Genomic DNA, 16,675 nt, shown 5'->3' on the forward strand with positions numbered 1-16,675 from the left:
CATGGCCGGACTCATCAAGCGCGAGGACATCGACGAGCTGCGCTCGCGCACGCGCCTCGACGAGGTCGTCGGCGAGTTCGTCACGCTCAAGACCGCGGGCATCGGCTCGCTCAAAGGCCTGTGCCCCTTCCACGACGAGAAGACTCCCTCGTTCACCGTCCGCCCTCAGGTCGGGATGTACCACTGCTTCGGCTGCGGGGAATCCGGGGACGTCTTCACCTTCCTCCAGAAGGTCGAACAGCTCAGCTTCGTCGAGGCCGTCGAGATGCTCGCCGGGCGGATCGGGATGCACCTGCGCTACGAGGACGGCAAGGGCCCCGACCGGGAGCAGGCGAGCAGACGGCAGCGCCTGCTCGAGATGCACGAGGTCGCCGAGCGCTTCTTCGCCACCGCTCTGGGTGAGGACGCCGGGCAGATCGCCCGCGACTTCCTCGCCGAGAAGGGCTTCCCTCCCGGGGAGAACGCCCACTTCGGCATCGGCTTCGCCCCGAAGTCCTGGGATGCGCTCACCTCCCACCTGCGCCGGGCCGGCTTCAGCGATGAGGAGATCCTCGCGGCCGGGCTCGCGAGCGAAGGCAGCCGGGGCATCTACGACCGGTTCCGCGGGCGGGTGATGTGGCCGATCAAGGACATGACGGGTCGGACGATCGGCTTCGGGGCGAGGCGGCTCTTCGACGACGATCAGGGCCCGAAGTACCTCAACACCCCGGAGACCGCGCTCTACCACAAGAACCAGGTCCTCTACGGCCTCGACCTCGCCAAGCGCGACATCGCGAAGACCAAACGCGTCGTCATCGTCGAGGGCTACACCGATGTCATGGCCGCCCATCTCGCCGGCGTCACCCAGGCCGTCGCGACGTGCGGCACGGCCTTCGGCGCCGAACATGTCAAGATCGTCCGCCGCCTCATCGGCGACGATCCGAGCGCGCAGGTCGTCTTCACCTTCGATGGCGACGAGGCCGGGCAGAAGGCGGCGCTCAAGGCCTTCGAGTTCGAATCCGAGTTCACCGCGCAGACCTTCGTCGCCGTCGAACCCTCGGGCCTCGACCCCAACGACCTGCGCCTGGAGAAGGGCGATGCCGCGATCCGAGAGCTCATCGAGGGCCGCAGACCCCTCTTCGAGTTCGTCATCACCACCGCGATCGCCCAGTACGACCTCGACACCGTCGAGGGCCGCATCGCCGCCGTCCGGGCCAGCGCCGAGGTGCTTGCCGGGATCCGCGACCGAAACAGCCTCAGCCACTACCACCGTTTCGTCGCCGGTCGCATCGGCGTCGACATCGCCGAGGTGGAGGCTGCCGTGAAGACCGCCCGCCGACACCCGCGTGCCTCCGCATCGGACCGGGGTCGGCAGTCGGGATCCGAGAACGCTCGGACCGCCGGCCGTCCGGGTCCGAGCAGCGCTTCCGGTGCGAACGGGGCCGGCGGTCCGGGGGATTCCGCGGGCGGCGGTGGTCGGCCGGGGGCGCCGGGCGAGGACGGCATCGAATACGTCTACGACGAGCGCCCCGACGTCTCCAACCTCTCCGCCCCGATCACCCCGACGCGCCTGAAGACGGAGAAGGGCGCGCTCATGGTCGCTCTCCAGCATCCGGAGTTCGTCAACGCGAAGCTCTTCGACTCGCTCTCTGCCCACGCATTCGAGCATCCCGGGTACCGCCGGGTCCAAGCCGTGCTCAGCGCGGCGGGAGGACTGCGCGCGGGAGCCGCCGACCCCGGGCGGTGGGTGGAGACCGTCATGGACGCCAGCGATGAGGACCTCAAGCCCGGCATCGCCCAGCTCCTCGTCACCCCGCTGCCCGTGTCCGAGGGAATGGGCGCCGAGAAGTTCGCCCAGGGCATCGTCGCGAAGCTCTTCGACTATGACCTCGAGAGGATCGCGAAGGAACTCCACTCGCGCCTCCAGCGACAGTCCGCCACGGACGCCGAGGCGCAGACCGCGCTGCTGCGCCAGCTCCAGGTGCTTGAGCAGCACCGGGTGCGCCTGCGCGAACTCATGGCCTGACTCGGACTCTGTCACCAGGCTCCGACATCCCGCGGAGGACTCCGCAGCGCCGTCACCCGCGATCGCCCGACCCCGCGATCGCTCACTCGAGCAGCGACCCAGCGCGCGTTCGCGGCCGCCCGCGAACTCCCGAATCCTCGAATCCTGAACGTCCCGTCGGCGTTCGGGCGTGAAATACTGCACAGTTGCAATTTTGCAGTTGATGAAAAGTTGCAGATGGTGCAAAATTGAGGGCATGACTGACCACGAATCGCTGCGGACGAAGAAGGCGCGAGCGACCCGCACCGCGCTCCACGAAGCGGCGATCACCCGTGTCCTCGACGAGGGACTCGACTCGGTGACGGTGGCGATGATCGCCGCCGACGCGGGGGTGTCTCCGCGGACCTTCTTCAACTACTTCCAGACGAAGGAGGACGCGATCGTCGGCCTCGACGTCTCGACCATCGACACCCAGCTGGTGCGCGACTATGTCGAATCCGACACCGGCATCGAGTCCCTGGCCGAGGACACGGCGAACTTCGTGCGCGAAGCGCTCCTCGTCGGCACGGACCCGCGGCTCTCGGTGCGCAGGCGGCAGCTCTTCGCCGCGTATCCGGAGCTCGTGACCAAGCGGTTCGAACAGGTCGAGGCGCTCGAGGAACTCGTCTCCGAGCACGTGCTCGCACGGCTCAAGCACCTCGGCCAGGAGTTCTCGTCCGAGGACTCCGCCTGGCGCAGCGCGCGGATGCTCACCCAACTGTGCATGGTCCCGCTCCAGCACGCTGCGCGGGTGGTCAAGCGCACGCCCGACCTCGCCGCCGACCCCGACGGCACGAAGAACGTCTACGACGACTCCTTGGGGCTCTTCCTCAAGGTGCTCGAGCGACTGAGATGAAAGCTGAGATGAGAAGCAACAACGACCTGAGGACCGGGGACATGACGACCTCACCGGGCAACCACAGCAACGACACGCAGCCGATGACCACCTCGGCGATCATCCTCCTCTTCGTGGGACTGATGATCGCGATGTTCATGTTCTCCCTCAACCAGACCGTGCTCGCCACGGCGCTGCCGACGATCGTCGGCGAACTCGACGGAGTCGACCAGATGCTCTGGGTGTCGACGGCCTTCATGCTCGCCTCGACGATCATGATGCCCATCTACGGCAAGGTCGGCGACCTCTTTGGCCGCAAGCCGCTGTTCATGTTCGCGATCTGCTGCTTCCTCGCCGGATCGGTCTTCGCCCTCGTCGCGAACGAGATGTCGACGCTCATCCTCGGCCGTGTCCTCCAGGGCATCGGCGGCGGCGGAATGATGATCCTCTCGCAGTCGATCATCGCCTCTGTGGTGCCGGCCCGCGAGCGCGGGAAGTACATGGGCATCATGGGCTCCGCATTCGCCGTCTCCTCGGTCGCCGGCCCCCTCATCGGCGGGTGGCTCACCGAAGGGCCCGGCTGGCGCTGGGCGTTCGCGATCAACTTCCCGCTCGGAGCCGTCGCGCTCATCGCCGCAGCGGTCTTCCTCAAGATCCCCAAACACACGCACGGCCCCCGCCCGAAGATCGACGTCGGTGGCATGGCCCTCATCTCGATCGTCACCTCCTGCATCGTCCTCGTCTCCGCGTGGGGCGGCCACGACTACGAGTGGGGCTCCTGGCAGATCAACGGACTCATCGTCGTCGGTGCCCTCGCGACCGTCGCCTTCGTCATCGTCGAATCCAAGGTGAGCGAGCCGGTCATCCCGCTGAGACTCTTCGTCAACCGCGACTTCCTGCTCTCGACGATCGCCGGCCTCTTCATCGGTGTGAGCATGTTCGGCGTTCTCTCCTACATGCCGACCTACCTGCAGATGGTCCACGGCATCGACGCGACCGTGGCCGGACTGATGATGGTCCCGATGATGGGCACGATGCTCCTCTCCTCGACCCTCATCGGCTTCGTCGTCGCACGGACCGGAAGGTACAAGCGCTACCCGCTCATCGGCATCCTCCTCATCGGTGCCTCCCTCGTCCTCCTCTCGACGCTCAAGGCCGACAGCCCCGCGTGGGAGCCGATGGTCGGCCTCGCGCTCCTCGGCCTCGGCCTCGGCCTGAGCATGCAGATCCTCGTGCTCGTCGTCCAGAATGCCTTCCCCGTCGAGATGGTCGGCACCGCGACGGCTGCGAACAACTACTTCCGCCAGGTCGGAGCGACCCTGGGCATGGCGTTCATCGGCTCGGTGTTCACCCAGCGTCTGCTTGAGAACATCAAGGCCGGGATGACCGACCTCGCCGCCGCCTCACCGGACGCGCAGCCGCCTCAGGTCTCCTCGACGGGTCTGACCCCGCAGATCGTCTCCCAGATGCCCGAACCCCTGCACACCCTCATCATCACCTCGTACAACGACGCACTCGTGCCCCTCTTCCTCTGGGTGGCTCCGCTTGCCTTCGCCGGCTTCGTCATTCTCCTCTTCCTGCCGAACACGCCGTTGGCGAAGACGCTGAAGAAGGACACGACGAGCCGTGAGCACGTCCTCGTCCCTGAGGGCGCCGAGGTTGCCGCAGCGACCCCGGCATCGGATAGTCTGAGTCTGCCGACGATCACGAAAGCTTCCGCGGATGACGACACTGACGATTCTCACGACACCCCAGGACGGGGTTCCCGACCGCCTGCGTGACCTCGGGGACCTCGAGGACGTCGAGGTCCGCGTCGCCGCCAGTGCCGATGAGCTCGGCGACGCTCTGCCGGGCACCGATGTGCTCCTGCTCTGGGACTTCTTCTCCACGGCGCTGGCCGGACAGTTCCACCGTGCCGACGACCTCGCCTGGGTCCACGTGGCCGCCGCCGGAGTCGACTCGCTGCTCTTCGACGACCTGATCGACTCCGACGTCGTCGTCACGAACGCCCGCGGCGTCTTCGACCGGCCGATCGCCGAGTTCGTCCTCGGCTTCCTGCTCCTCCACGCGAAGTCGCTGGCGGCCGTCCTCGCCGACCAGCGTCGTCAGGCGTGGAACCGCCAGTCGACCTCCGACCTCTCAGGCACGCGGGCGCTCGTGGTCGGGACCGGGGCGATCGGACGCGAGATCGCGCACGTGCTCCGCGCGCTCGACGTCGAGGTCGTCGGAGCCGGCAGTCACGCGCGAGGCGGTGACCCCGACTTCGGCACGATCATCGATTCGGGCGAGCTCGCCGCCCACGTGTCCGGCTTCGACTGGATCATCGACATCGCCCCGCTCACCGAACGCACCGAGCGCCTCTTCGACGCCTCCGTGTTCACAGCGATGGATCCCCACGCATTCTTCGTCAACGTCGGCCGCGGCGCGACCGTCGACACCGCCGCCCTCGTCGACGCCCTCGCTGCGGGATCGATCGCCGGTGCCGCCCTCGATGTCGTCGACGTCGAACCGCTGCCGGCCGACCACCCGCTGTGGGAGTGCGAGAACGTCGTCATCAGCCCGCACATGTCCGGAGACACCCACGGGTGGCGCCAGCGGTTGGAGGATCAGTTCCTCGAGCTCTTCGCCCTCCACCGGCAGGGCACTCCGTTTCCCCACACCGTCGACAAGAAGGCAGGGTTCGTCCGATGAGCACGATCGACGGCGACGCCGAACGCAGCTATCTCGCCCGGGTTCTCGCCGAGCTCACGGCGATCAGGCGTGCGCGGCTGCTGAGCATGCTCGTCCTCGCCGTCGCCATGCTCGTCGCCGGGCTCGGCGCCGCACTGCAGGCACAGGGGGAGAGGATCGATGCCGTGCTCCTCTTCTCCGCCTTCAGCCTCATCATGATCGGCATCGTCTGCGCCCTCGGTGCGATCGTCGCGTGGACCAGGCTCGGTCGGGACCCGCTCGATTCGGTGGCGGCGAGACGACCGGCGACGCCCCGTGTCCCGCGGACCCGCTCCGGCGGCATGGCGATCGCGATCGGCTTCGCCGTCCTCGGCGTGCTCCTCGGGATCCTCCTGTGGCCGCAGACGCCGATCCTCGGTGCCGCCGTCGTCCTCGCCTGCCTGCTCCTCGCCTGCCTCGGCCCGATCTGGGCGCACGAGCTCTCGACTGCCGATGACAGGTTCGCACTCATCCTCGACGGCGACGACGAACTCTCCCGGCGCTTCGCCACGTTCACCCCGATCTGGCTCCACGACGCCCTCGAGCGGGAGCGCCGAGGCGAGGGCAGGGCCTGACCACCTCGGCGGCGATCAGGAAGATCCGGACAGCCGTCGCCGACGAAGACGGACGACAGAGGCGCCCACGTTCACAACGTGGGCGCCTCTTCGGAGTACCGGACTCAGTCCGGACCGACCAAGCGGATCAGACCGGGGCGACCTCGGGCTCGGTCTCGACGACGGCCTCGGCCTGCTCCACGACGGGGAAGGCCGGGGTGTCGACATCGGCCATCTCCGCCACGCAGCGGATGACCTGGCAGCTGTAGCCGAACTCGTTGTCGTACCAGACGTAGACGACGACGCGGTCCTCGTCGACGATCGTGGCGAGACCGTCGACGACACCCGCACGCTTCGAGCCGACGAGGTCGGTCGAGACGAGCTCGGGGGAGGCGACGTAGTCGACCTGGTTGCGCAGCGGCGAGTTCATCGACGTCTCACGGAGGAACGCGTTGAGCTCGTCGACGGTCGTCGGCGTCTCGAGGTTGAGGTTGAGGATCGCCATCGACACGTTCGGGGTGGGCACGCGGATCGCGTTGCCCGAGAGCTTCCCCTTGAGCTCGGGCAGAGCCTTCGCGACAGCCTTCGCCGCACCGGTCTCCGTGAGCACCATGTTGAGGCCGGCGGCACGGCCGCGACGCGAGCCCTTGTGGAAGTTGTCGATGAGGTTCTGGTCGTTCGTGAACGAGTGGACCGTCTCGACGTGGCCGTTGCGCACACCGAAGCGGTCGTTGAGCGCCTTGAGCACCGGGGTGATCGCGTTCGTCGTGCACGACGCGGCGGAGAGGATCGTGTCCGCGTCGGTGATATCGGAGTCGTTGACGCCGAAGACGATGTTCTTGATGTCGCCCTTGCCCGGAGCGGTGAGCAGGACCTTCGATGCGCCCTTGCTCTGCAGATGCTTCGACAGACCCTCCTCATCGCGCCACTTGCCGGTGTTGTCGACGATGATCGCGTCATTGATGCCGTACGCGGTGTAGTCGACCTGGGAGGGGTCATCGGAGTAGATGACCTGGATGAGGGTGCCGTTGGCGAGGATCGTGTTGTTCTCCTCATCGACGACGATGCTGCCGTCGAACTTTCCGTGCACGGAGTCGCGGCGCAGCAGCGAGGCTCGCTTGACGATGTCGTTCTCCCCGCCGCGGCGGACGACGATCGCACGCAGACGCATCCCGGTACCGCCGGCGCGGTCGATGAGGATGCGGGCGAGCAGACGCCCGATGCGTCCGAAGCCGTAGAGGACGACGTCGCGGACGCCCTCATCGTCGGAGGACTGCGCACCGATGACCTGGTCGAGCTCAGCGGCGAGGAAATCGGCGGTCGAGGCCGACTGCTCGTTGAGCTTGACGATGAGGCGACCGAGATCGATCCGGGCAGGGCCGAGGTCGAGGTCGGCGAGAGCGCGGACGACCTCGAGCGTGGTCTCGATGTCGAGCTCCTCGCCGAGGAAGTGACGGGCATAGCGGTGAGCCTTGATCATGCCGGTCACGGACTTGCCCTGCAGCGAACGCCCGAAGAGGGTGAGGAGCACGTCGTTGTTGCGGTAGAGGCGGCCGACGAGCGGGATGAGGTCTTCAGCCGCAGTCTGCTTCTTCGCCCACTCGTCGAGACGAGCTGTGGTTGCTTCAGTCAAAGGTCGAGTCCCCTTTATTCAATTGACTAGTTCCCGCTCCATTCTACCGTGTCGCCGATGCGCTCTCCGACCGCCTCTCGTCGAAGCGCTTGAAGCCGAGCAGGGTGAGCGCGACGATCCCGGCACCGGCCATGAGAGCACCGAGAGTCTGCGCCTGGAGCTTCGGTTCGATGAACCCGTGATCAGCGGTGTCGTCCTCCTTCGGCCGCGGAGCCTGCGCGGTGCCGATCCAGGCGGCGACGAAGAGGATGATGCGGGCGAAGATGTTGAGCGTGAGCATGATCGCGATGATCGACCCGAACACACCCGCGGCCTTGCCCGCGGAGAAGAGGTCGACGAGGACGGTGGCGAGGTTGAGGAGGATGACGAAGCAGACCGCTCCGATGAGCGAGCCCCGCACCTTCGCCTGCTTGTCCACCGGATGTTCGGGCAGCATCGTGAAGAGGAACATGAAGATCAGCCACGACGCCCCGAACGTGATGAGCATCGGCACGGCGACGAGAAGCCCGGACATCCAGCCGGAGAGGTTGAAGAGGTCGGTGATGAACGACCGCAGGCCGGTGCCGACGACCGTGAGGGCGACGGTGAGCAGCAGACCGACGATGAGCCCGAGGAGGGTCACGGTGTTGCCGACGAACTTCTTGACGAACGGCTGGTTGACCTCGTCGTCGAAGTCGTCGTGGAGCTGAGCGCGCACTGCCGCTCCGAGGTTGCCGATGAATCCCTGCCCGGTGTAGAGCCCCGCGAGGATACCGAAGATGCCGACTGCCTGCCAGTCGTTGAGGAAGCCCTCGAGCTGGTCGGTCATCGCTGAGTTGCCGGGGGAGAAGGCCTCGATCTGCTCGGTGATGACGGGAACGAGGTCGGGCCGAAGGACGTCGAGGACGAAACCGAGCCCGGCGAAGGTGAACATCGCGATGGGGACGATGGCGAGGACGAGGAAGTAAGTGATCGCCGCCCCGAACTGGTTGCCGAGCCGCTGGATGAAGCGCTGCACTGCGCGGATGAGATGTGCGGGCCCGGGCTGGGTGATGGCGTGGTGTCCGGCTTCGGCGACCGGACTGCGTGAGGCCAGGATCTTCGCTGGTGTCACTGAGTGCTCCTTCATGTCACTGAGTGCTCGTTCGGTGCGGTGTCTGCTCCCACACTAACCGCTGGGAGCGCTCTGTGAGCGGCAGACAAGGCCGTTGCCTAGACTGTTGCGCATGTCGCACACCGCCGCTCTCGCCGCGCCCGGACTGCTCATGGACACCGTCGCCTCCGGCGCCGCGGAGAACCTCAGCGGCTTCTCCGCCTGGACAGTGCGCATCATGGAGACCCTCGGTCCCATCGGCGTCGGGTTCCTTGTCTTCCTCGACAACATCTTCCCCCCGATTCCCAGCGAGCTCGTCCTGCCCTTGGCCGGCTTCACCGCCAGCCGCGGTCAGCTCAGCCTGGTCCTGGCGATCGTCTTCGCGACGATCGGCTCGGTCGTCGGGGCCGTCCTGCTCTACGCGATCGGCCGGTGGATCGGTCTCGACCGCATCGTGCGGGTCGCGGTGAAGATGCCGCTCGTCGACGTCGCCGACGTGCACAAGACGGTCTCGTGGTTCGACCGTCACGGCGACAAGGCCGTCTTCTTCGGGCGGATGATCCCCATCTTCCGCTCGCTCATCTCGATTCCAGCGGGCATGCGTGCGATGCCCATGGTCAAGTTCATCCTCCTCACCGCCGCCGGCAGCACGATCTGGAACACCGTCCTCATCGTCGCGGGCTTCCTCCTCGGCGAGAACTGGTCGATCGTCGAGACCTACGCCGGGTACTTCCAGACACTCGTCATCGCTGTCGTCGTCATCGCCGTCGTCGTCTGGATCGTCCTCAAGGTCCGCAGTCGCCGTCGCCGCAGCCGAGCGGAGACGACGGAGGCCTGAACCCCGCGGGTCCAGGCCTCCATCGGCGATCGCCTCGGCGAGTCACGCCATCAGGGTCTCAGCTCACCCAGGCGGCGGCGGTGTGCTCGACGGGAACCTCCTCGCCGGCGGCCACGGGTCCCGGCGGCGTGCCGTCGCCGAACGGACGGCCACCGAGCTCCTCACGACCATGCGGGGTGAGCCAGCCGGAGAGATCCGGTCCGTCGGGAACGACGCCGGTGGGATTGATGTCCTTGTGGACGATGTAGTAGTGCTGTTTGATCTGCGTGAAGTCGATCGTGTCGCCGAACCCGGGCGTCTGATAGAGGTCACGGGCGTACCCCCACAGGTTGGGGAAGTCGCGCAGCGCCGTGCGGTTGGTCTTGAAGTGCCCGTAGTAGACCGGGTCGAAGCGTGCGAGCGTCGTGAAGAGCCGGACGTCCGCCTCGGTGATCGATTCGCCCATGAGGAACCGGCGGGTCGCCAGCCGCTCCTCGATCGTGTCGAGCGCGGTGAAGAGGCGATCGAAGGCCTTGTCGTAGGCTTCCTGGGACCCGGCGAATCCGCAGCGGTAGACGCCGTTGTTGATCTCCGTGTAGATGAGCTTCATGAGCGACTCCATCTCGTCCCGAGACTCCTCGGGCCAGAGATCGGGCGCACCCTCCCGGTGGTAGGAGCGCCACTGCGTCGCGAAGTCCTCGGTGATCTGAGGGAAGTCGTTCGTCACCACGGCGCCGGTGGGGATGTCGACGATCGCCGGCACGGTGATCCCCCGCGGATAGTCGGGGAACCGGGTGAAGAACGCCTGCTGGAGGCGCTCGATGCCGAGCACCGGATCGACGCCGCCGGGATCGAGGTCGAAGGTCCACGACCGTTGGTCGTGGGTGGGCCCGGGCATGCCGAGCGAGATGACGTCCTCGAGGCCGAGGAGGCGGCGGACGATGACGGTGCGGTTCGCCCACGGACACGCACGGGCGGCGATGAGCCGATAGCGACCGGGTTCGACGGGCCAGCGGGCGTCGGGATCATCGAGGATGCGGTCCTCGATGTAGTTCGTGTCCCGGTTGTACTCCTCGCCGACGTTGACGTAGGCGGCGGTGTCGTTCGACATGGGATCTCCTCTCTGGCGATGGTGGACCCCCTGTTGGCCGCGGTCGCCTGACGGCGTCCCGACGGCCGCGGCCGACACGGTGGTTGAAATCTATACTACTCACTCCGCATAGAGGGCCTCGATCTCGTCGGCGAAGTCCTTGCCGAGCATGTGGCGTTTGACCGACTGCTTGGCCGAGAGGTAGCCGTTGGCCTCGCTGAGCTCGACGGGGACGATGCGGAACTTCTTGATCCCCTCGGCGCGGGAGACTGTGCGGTTGACACGCTCGACGGCCGCCTCGATCGTCTGCCGCACGGTGTCGTCCTCCGCGGCCTCCTCGAGTGTCATCTCGGGAAGGCCGTGGTTCTTCAGCCACGTCGGCAGCATCTCGGGGTCGAGGAAGATGAGCGCGGTGATGAACTTCCGGTTGTCGCCGACGAGCACGGGCTGGCCGATGATCGGGTGGCGGCGCAGGGCGTCCTCGAGCGGAGCCGGCGCGATGTTCTTCCCGCTCGAGGTGACGATGAGCTCCTTCTTGCGTCCGACGATGCTCAGGTAGCCGTCCTCGTCGAGGGAGCCGAGGTCACCGGTGGCGAACCAGCCGTCGTGGAACTCCTTGGCCGTGGCCTCGGGGTTCTTCCAGTACTCACGGAAGACCGGGACGCCCTTGGCGAGCACCTCGCCGTCGGGGGCGATGGCGACGGTGGCGCCGGGCAGGGGCACGCCGACCGTGCCGATCTTCGACTTCTTGACGATGTTGACCGTGATCGGCGCCGTCGTCTCGGTCAGGCCGTAGCCCTCGAGGACGATGAGGCCGATGCCGCGGTAGAAGTGGCCGAGGTGGGTGCCCAGCGGTCCGCCGCCCGAGACCGCCCATTTGACGTTGTTGCCCATGATCTCGCGAAGCTTGCTGTAGACGAGCTTGTCGAAGAGGGCGTGCTGGAGCCTGAGCGAGGCCGGGACCCTGCCGGCGTCCTGGGCCTTCGAATAGGCGACGGCGACCTTCTCCGCACGCCGGAAGATCTTCTCCTTCCCCCCGGCCTGCGCCTTCGCCAGCGCCGAGTTGAAGACCTTCTCGAAGACCCGGGGGACGCCGAGGATGAACGTCGGCTTGAAGCTGCCGAGGGCGTCGGTGAGCTTCGTGAGATCGGACTGATGGGCGAGCAGGGCGCCCGTGGACACGCAGAGGACCTCGATGAACCGGGCGAAGACATGGGCCTGGGGGAGGAAGAGGAGGCAGCGGCCGTCCTCTCCGGTCACCTCGGGGATCTGCTGCTCGGCGGCCTGCGCGGTCTGGACGAAGTTCGCATGGGTGAGCACACAGCCCTTCGGGCGTCCGGTGGTGCCCGAGGTGAAGATGATCGTCGCGATCGACTCGCTGCCGACCTGCGCTCGCCGGGCCTCGAGATCGGCGTCGCTCACGCTCTCGCCGGCGGCGGCGAGGTCGAGGAACGCGCCTTCGTCCCAGATCCACAGGCGCGGGGCGGGCAGACCGGCGATCGCCGCGGCATCGCGGACCCGCTCAGCGTGTTCCCGGGTCGCGACGAGGCCGCTGGTGACCTCGGCGTTCTCGAGCATCCAAGCGAGCTGGTCCTGAGAGGACGTGTCGTAGAAGGGCACGGAGATCGCCCCGGCGAACCACACGGCGTAGTCACTGAGAGTCCAGTCGAAGGAAGTGGGGCCGAAGATCGCGACCTTGTCCTCGAACCCGACGCCCGAGGCGATGAGCCCCTTGGCGGCCGCACGCACCTGCGCGACGAAGTCCGCGGTCGTCACCTCGACCCACTCCCCGTCGGAGAACTTCGCGAGGGCGCCGTGGTCGGGGTGGGACTCCAGGCGGGAGAGGAGGACATCGGTCGTCGAGGACGTCGTGTCCACGTCGAACCCGACGACCGGAGTGGATGACTGGGGCATTGTCGATGGGCTCATGTGTACTCCTTCGGGACATGGGTGACTGCCCAGTAAGCTTAGTGTGCGATCGTTCAGTAGTGAAATCGCTCACCTTTTCCGTCCTGCGAGGTCTCATCTGCAGTCTAGCCACATGAGAGGGCCGAACGCTCAGGCTACGATGGATCAAACGTGAAGTCTGGTGAAGGTTGGTAATGACGACGAACCCTGAGGAGACCGGCTTCCGCTACGACGCGGAGCTGGCGGAGAAGATCGAGTCGACTTGGCAGCGCACATGGGAGCAGGCGGGCACGTTCCACACGCCCAACCCGACCGGTGACCTCAGCCAGGACCTCGACGCCTCCTCAGCGTCCGCGTACGGACCGCCGTCCGACCTCGGCGAGCGGGAATCCCTCTACATCATGGACATGTTCCCCTACCCCTCGGGCGCGGGACTCCACGTCGGACATCCCCTGGGCTACCTCGGCACCGACGTCTACGGCCGCTACCAGCGCATGCGCGGGCGCAATGTCATGCACGCGCTGTCCTACGACGCCTTCGGCCTGCCCGCGGACCTCTACGCGGTCCAGACCGGGCAGCATCCGCGGATCACGACGGACGCGAACATGGCGAACATGAAGGCACAGCTGCGCCGGCTCGGCCTCGCCCACGACGAGCGCCGCAGCTTCGCGACGACCGACGACGACTTCGTCAAGTGGACGCAGTGGATCTTCCTCCAGATCTTCAACTCGTGGTACGACCCCGAAGCGCAGACCCCCGGCGAGGACGGCACGGGTGCAGCCCGGCCGATCTCCACGCTCATCGAGCAGTTCGCCACCGGTCAGCGCCCCACCCCCGACGGCCGTCCGTGGCAGGAGCTCAGCCACGCCGAGCAGGAGACCGTCCTCCAGGACTTCCGGCTCGCCTATGTCTCGGAGTCCCCGGTCAACTGGGCTCCGGGCCTGGGCACCGTGCTCGCGAACGAGGAGGTCACCGCCGACGGGCTGTCCGAACGCGGGAACTTCCCCGTCTACACGCGCACTCTGCGCCAGTGGAACATGCGCATCACCGCCTATGCGGACCGTCTCATCGACGACCTCGACGCCCTCGACTGGCCGAGCGCGGTCCACCGGATGCAGGTCAACTGGATCGGCCGCTCGAAGGGCGCCCTGCTGCGCCTGCCGCTGACCGGCTCCGAGTCCTCCGTCGAGGTCTACACGACCCGACCGGACACGCTCTTCGGCGCCACCTACCTCGTGCTCAGCCCCGAGCATCCGCAGGTCGCCGAGCTGACCGCAGCAGAGTGGGATCCGCAGACCCCCGAGCAGTGGCGTGGCGGAGCGGCCAGCCCCGCCGAGGCGATCGCCGCCTACCAGCGGGCAGCGGCGGCCAAGACCGACGCCGACCGGCAGCAGAGCCGGGAGAAGACCGGCATCTTCACCGGGTCATACGCCGAGAACCCGGCCACCGGGCAGCAGATCCCGATCTTCGTCGCCGACTACGTCCTCATGGGCTACGGCACCGGCGCGATCATGGCTGTGCCCGCCGAGGATGCCCGCGACTGGGAGTTCGCGAAGGAGTTCGGTCTGCCCTACGTCCGGACGGTCCAGCCGCCTGCCGACCACGACGAGGACACCCCGTACACGGGCCCCGGAGTGATGATCAACTCCGCCAACGCCGAGGTCGACGTCAACGGGCTCGCCGTCGACGAGGCGAAGGCGAGGGTCACCGCGTGGCTGGCGGAGAAGGGCCTGGCCGAGGAGTCGACGCAGTACCGCCTGCGGGACTGGCTGTTCTCCCGGCAACGCTACTGGGGTGAGCCGTTCCCCATCGTCTACGACGAGACGGGGACCCCGATCGCCCTGCCCGACGAGATGCTGCCCGTCGAGCTGCCCGAGGTCGACAACTTCGCCCCGCGCACCTTCGCCCCCGACGACGCCGACTCCCAGCCGGAGCCGGCGCTCGGCCGCAACCGCGACTGGGTCGAGGTCGAACTCGACCTCGGCGACGGTCCGCGGACGTACTTCCGGGAGACGAACACGATGCCCAACTGGGCCGGCTCCTCGTGGTACCAGCTGCGCTACGCCGACCCGCACAACTCCTCGGCCGTCGTCGACCCCGTCAACGAGGAGTACTGGCTGGGGCCGCGGGACGCGAAGCCGCGCGGCGGCGCCGACCTCTACGTCGGCGGTCAGGAGCATGCCGTGCTCCACCTCCTCTACGCCCGCTTCTGGCACAAGGTCCTCCACGACCTCGGCTACCTCACGTCCTCGGAGCCCTTCCACCGGCTCGTCAACCAGGGCTACATCCAGGCGTATGCCTACACGGACTCCCGCGGCGTCTACGTCCCCGCCGCCGAGGTGGAGGAGCGGGCCGGCGACGACGGCGAGCTGACGTTCTGGTACCAGGGCGAGCAGGTCAACCGTGAGTACGGCAAGATCGGCAAGTCCCTGAAGAACTCGGTCATGCCCGACGAGATGTACGACGCCTACGGCGCCGACACGTTCCGCGTCTACGAGATGTCGATGGGTCCCATCGAGCAGGACCGTCCGTGGGAGACCCGCGCCGTCGTCGGCGCCCAGCGCTTCCTCCAGCGGGTGTGGCGCCTCTTCGTCGACGAGACGACCGGAGAGTCCGTGATCGCCGAGGGCACCGCCGACCCGGAGACCCTCAAGGTCGCCCACCAGGTCATCGCCGGAGTCCGCGACGACATGGACCATCTGCGGTTCAACACGGCGATCTCGAAGCTCATCGTGCTCACGAACCACCTGACGAAGCAGGGTGCCGCCACGGCCGACGTCCTCGAGCCGTTGGCGATCATGCTCTCTCCCTTCGCCCCGCACCTGGCCGAAGAGCTGTGGTCGCGGCTCGGCCACGAGTCCTCGATCACCTACGTCGACTTCCCGGAGGCGGACCCCGCCTACCTCGTCGCCGACACCGTCACCGCGGTCGTCCAGGTCAAGGGGAAGGTCCGGGCCCGTCTCGACGTCGCCCCCGACATCTCCGAGGCCGACCTCGAGGCGCTCGCTCTCGAGTCGTCGAACGTCCAGCGGGCGCTCGGCGGAGCCGGCGTGCGCAAGGTCATCGTCAAGGCGCCGAAGCTCGTCAACATCGTCCCCGAGGCCTGAGTCCAGGCCTCTGACCAGGAAGGGCTCAGACCTTCATGAGCACACACGACGCCGTCCAGGACGAGATCCGCAGCACCCTCGGCGTGCGCCCGGAGATCGACCCGGCGACCGAAGTGAAGAAGCGGGTCGACTTCCTCGTCGACTACGTGCTGACCACGGGAGTGCGCGGCCTCGTCCTCGGCATCAGCGGAGGCCAGGACTCGACCCTGGCCGGTCGGCTGTGCCAGCTCGCGGTCGAGGACCTGCGCCGGCGCGGTGCCGACGCCGAGTTCTGGGCGGTGCGCCTGCCGTACCGCGTCCAAGCCGATGAGTCCGATGCGCAGGACGCGCTGAAGTTCATCGATGCCGACCACGAGGTCGTCTTCAACATCGGCGCCGCCACCGACGCCGCCGCCGAGGAGTACCGTGCGGCGATGGGGGAGGCGATCTCCGACTTCGGCAAGGGCAACGTCAAGGCGCGGATGCGGATGACGGCTCAGTTCGAGATCGCCGGGGAGAAGCGGCTCCTCGTCGTCGGCACCGATCATGCCGCCGAGGCGGTCACCGGTTTCTTCACGAAGTTCGGCGACGGTGCCGCCGACGTCATCCCGCTCTCCGGGCTGAGCAAACGGCAGGGCCGGGCCCTGCTGCGCCACCTCGGCGCGCCTGAGCACCTGACGACGAAGACCCCGACGGCCGACCTTCTCGACGAGGCGCCGGGTCAGACCGATGAGTCGTCTCTCGGGCTCACCTACGAGCAGATCGACGACTTCCTCGAGGGCCGGGAGGTCGACGATGCGGTCGCGACAACGATCATCGAACGCTACCGCGCGACCGAGCACAAGCGCCGCACCCCGGTCACCCCGACCGACGACTGGTGGATCCGGCACTGAGGGACGGCGATCGTCCCGAGGATCAGTGAGCGAACGACGAGACCCCGACCATCCG

At 67.4% G+C, this 16,675-nt stretch carries 12 protein-coding genes; 8 read left to right on the forward strand and 4 right to left on the reverse strand.

Translation table 11 applies throughout. The features are described 5' to 3' along the window. Position 1 precedes the first annotated feature (1 nt). The 5 genes from dnaG (at position 2) to BC102111_RS04485 (ending at position 6,142) form a co-directional block, all read left to right on the forward strand. Positions 2 to 2,005 (forward strand): DNA primase, encoded by a 2,004-nt coding sequence (gene dnaG, locus BC102111_RS04465; RefSeq protein ID WP_095375489.1) that lies wholly within the window; start codon positions 2 to 4, stop codon positions 2,003 to 2,005. A 235-nt stretch (positions 2,006 to 2,240) separates the two neighbouring features. Further along, positions 2,241 to 2,879, forward strand: a complete 639-nt coding sequence (locus BC102111_RS04470; RefSeq protein ID WP_095375490.1) for a TetR/AcrR family transcriptional regulator — start codon at positions 2,241 to 2,243, stop codon at positions 2,877 to 2,879. A gap of 8 nt (positions 2,880 to 2,887) precedes the next feature. Continuing rightward, the gene (locus BC102111_RS04475; protein WP_095375491.1) at positions 2,888 to 4,639 is read left to right on the forward strand and encodes an MDR family MFS transporter; all 1,752 of its coding nucleotides are present in this window, start codon (positions 2,888 to 2,890) and stop codon (positions 4,637 to 4,639) included. Further along, a complete protein-coding gene (locus tag BC102111_RS04480) occupies positions 4,581 to 5,549 on the forward strand; it encodes a D-2-hydroxyacid dehydrogenase (RefSeq protein ID WP_176472420.1) in 969 nt (322 codons plus the stop codon). The genes BC102111_RS04475 and BC102111_RS04480 overlap by 59 nt, the downstream gene beginning before the upstream one ends. Further along, complete coding sequence (locus BC102111_RS04485; protein ID WP_009377089.1) at positions 5,546 to 6,142, forward strand: hypothetical protein; 597 nt, start codon at positions 5,546 to 5,548, stop codon at positions 6,140 to 6,142. The genes BC102111_RS04480 and BC102111_RS04485 overlap by 4 nt, the downstream gene beginning before the upstream one ends. A 127-nt stretch (positions 6,143 to 6,269) precedes the next feature. On the opposite strand, the gene BC102111_RS04490 is transcribed toward BC102111_RS04485, so the two are convergent. Beyond that, positions 6,270 to 7,754 carry a glyceraldehyde-3-phosphate dehydrogenase gene (locus BC102111_RS04490; RefSeq protein ID WP_063250142.1) on the reverse strand — a complete coding sequence of 495 codons (1,485 nt, stop codon included), beginning with the start codon at positions 7,752 to 7,754 and terminating at the stop codon, positions 6,270 to 6,272. Positions 7,755 to 7,797: 43 nt separating this feature from the next. After that, positions 7,798 to 8,847: a YhjD/YihY/BrkB family envelope integrity protein gene (locus tag BC102111_RS04495; RefSeq protein ID WP_095375616.1), complete on the reverse strand. Its 1,050-nt coding sequence runs from the start codon at positions 8,845 to 8,847 to the stop codon at positions 7,798 to 7,800. 112 nt (positions 8,848 to 8,959) lie between these two features. On the opposite strand from BC102111_RS04495, the gene BC102111_RS04500 reads away from it, so the two are divergent. Beyond that, positions 8,960 to 9,664: a DedA family protein gene (locus tag BC102111_RS04500; protein WP_095375492.1), complete on the forward strand. Its 705-nt coding sequence runs from the start codon at positions 8,960 to 8,962 to the stop codon at positions 9,662 to 9,664. A 58-nt stretch (positions 9,665 to 9,722) separates the two neighbouring features. Here the strand turns inward: BC102111_RS04500 and BC102111_RS04505 are convergent, their stop codons facing one another. After that, positions 9,723 to 10,754, reverse strand: a complete 1,032-nt coding sequence (locus tag BC102111_RS04505) for a glutathione S-transferase family protein (RefSeq protein WP_095375493.1) — start codon at positions 10,752 to 10,754, stop codon at positions 9,723 to 9,725. A gap of 99 nt (positions 10,755 to 10,853) precedes the next feature. Beyond that, the gene (locus tag BC102111_RS04510) at positions 10,854 to 12,662 is read right to left on the reverse strand and encodes an AMP-dependent synthetase/ligase (RefSeq protein ID WP_100227417.1); all 1,809 of its coding nucleotides are present in this window, start codon (positions 12,660 to 12,662) and stop codon (positions 10,854 to 10,856) included. A 173-nt stretch (positions 12,663 to 12,835) separates the two neighbouring features. Here BC102111_RS04510 and leuS point away from each other — a divergent pair, with 173 nt between their 5' ends. Beyond that, positions 12,836 to 15,748 (forward strand): leucine--tRNA ligase, encoded by a 2,913-nt coding sequence (gene leuS, locus BC102111_RS04515; RefSeq protein ID WP_095375494.1) that lies wholly within the window; start codon positions 12,836 to 12,838, stop codon positions 15,746 to 15,748. A 35-nt stretch (positions 15,749 to 15,783) separates the two neighbouring features. Next, on the forward strand, positions 15,784 to 16,620 hold the full coding sequence (gene nadE / locus BC102111_RS04520) for an NAD(+) synthase (RefSeq protein ID WP_095375495.1): 837 nt from the start codon (positions 15,784 to 15,786) through the stop codon (positions 16,618 to 16,620). Positions 16,621 to 16,675 lie beyond the last annotated feature (55 nt).

Origin of the sequence: Brevibacterium casei CIP 102111 (genome assembly GCF_900169275.1) — a bacterium.
Classification (GTDB): domain Bacteria; phylum Actinomycetota; class Actinomycetes; order Actinomycetales; family Brevibacteriaceae; genus Brevibacterium; species Brevibacterium casei.

Bases quoted from the DNA above. Each gene is read 5' to 3' on its own strand.
- leuS (WP_095375494.1), top strand. From the start codon at position 12,836: ATGACGACGAACCCTGAGGAGACCGGCTTCCGCTACGACGCGGAGCTG.
- BC102111_RS04475 (WP_095375491.1), top strand. From the start codon at position 2,888: ATGAGAAGCAACAACGACCTGAGGACCGGGGACATGACGACCTCACCG.
- BC102111_RS04510 (WP_100227417.1), bottom strand. From the start codon at position 12,662: ATGAGCCCATCGACAATGCCCCAGTCATCCACTCCGGTCGTCGGGTTC.
- BC102111_RS04470 (WP_095375490.1), top strand. From the start codon at position 2,241: ATGACTGACCACGAATCGCTGCGGACGAAGAAGGCGCGAGCGACCCGC.
- BC102111_RS04505 (WP_095375493.1), bottom strand. From the start codon at position 10,754: ATGTCGAACGACACCGCCGCCTACGTCAACGTCGGCGAGGAGTACAAC.
- BC102111_RS04500 (WP_095375492.1), top strand. From the start codon at position 8,960: ATGTCGCACACCGCCGCTCTCGCCGCGCCCGGACTGCTCATGGACACC.
- nadE (WP_095375495.1), top strand. From the start codon at position 15,784: ATGAGCACACACGACGCCGTCCAGGACGAGATCCGCAGCACCCTCGGC.
- BC102111_RS04485 (WP_009377089.1), top strand. From the start codon at position 5,546: ATGAGCACGATCGACGGCGACGCCGAACGCAGCTATCTCGCCCGGGTT.
- BC102111_RS04480 (WP_176472420.1), top strand. From the start codon at position 4,581: ATGACGACACTGACGATTCTCACGACACCCCAGGACGGGGTTCCCGAC.
- dnaG (WP_095375489.1), top strand. From the start codon at position 2: ATGGCCGGACTCATCAAGCGCGAGGACATCGACGAGCTGCGCTCGCGC.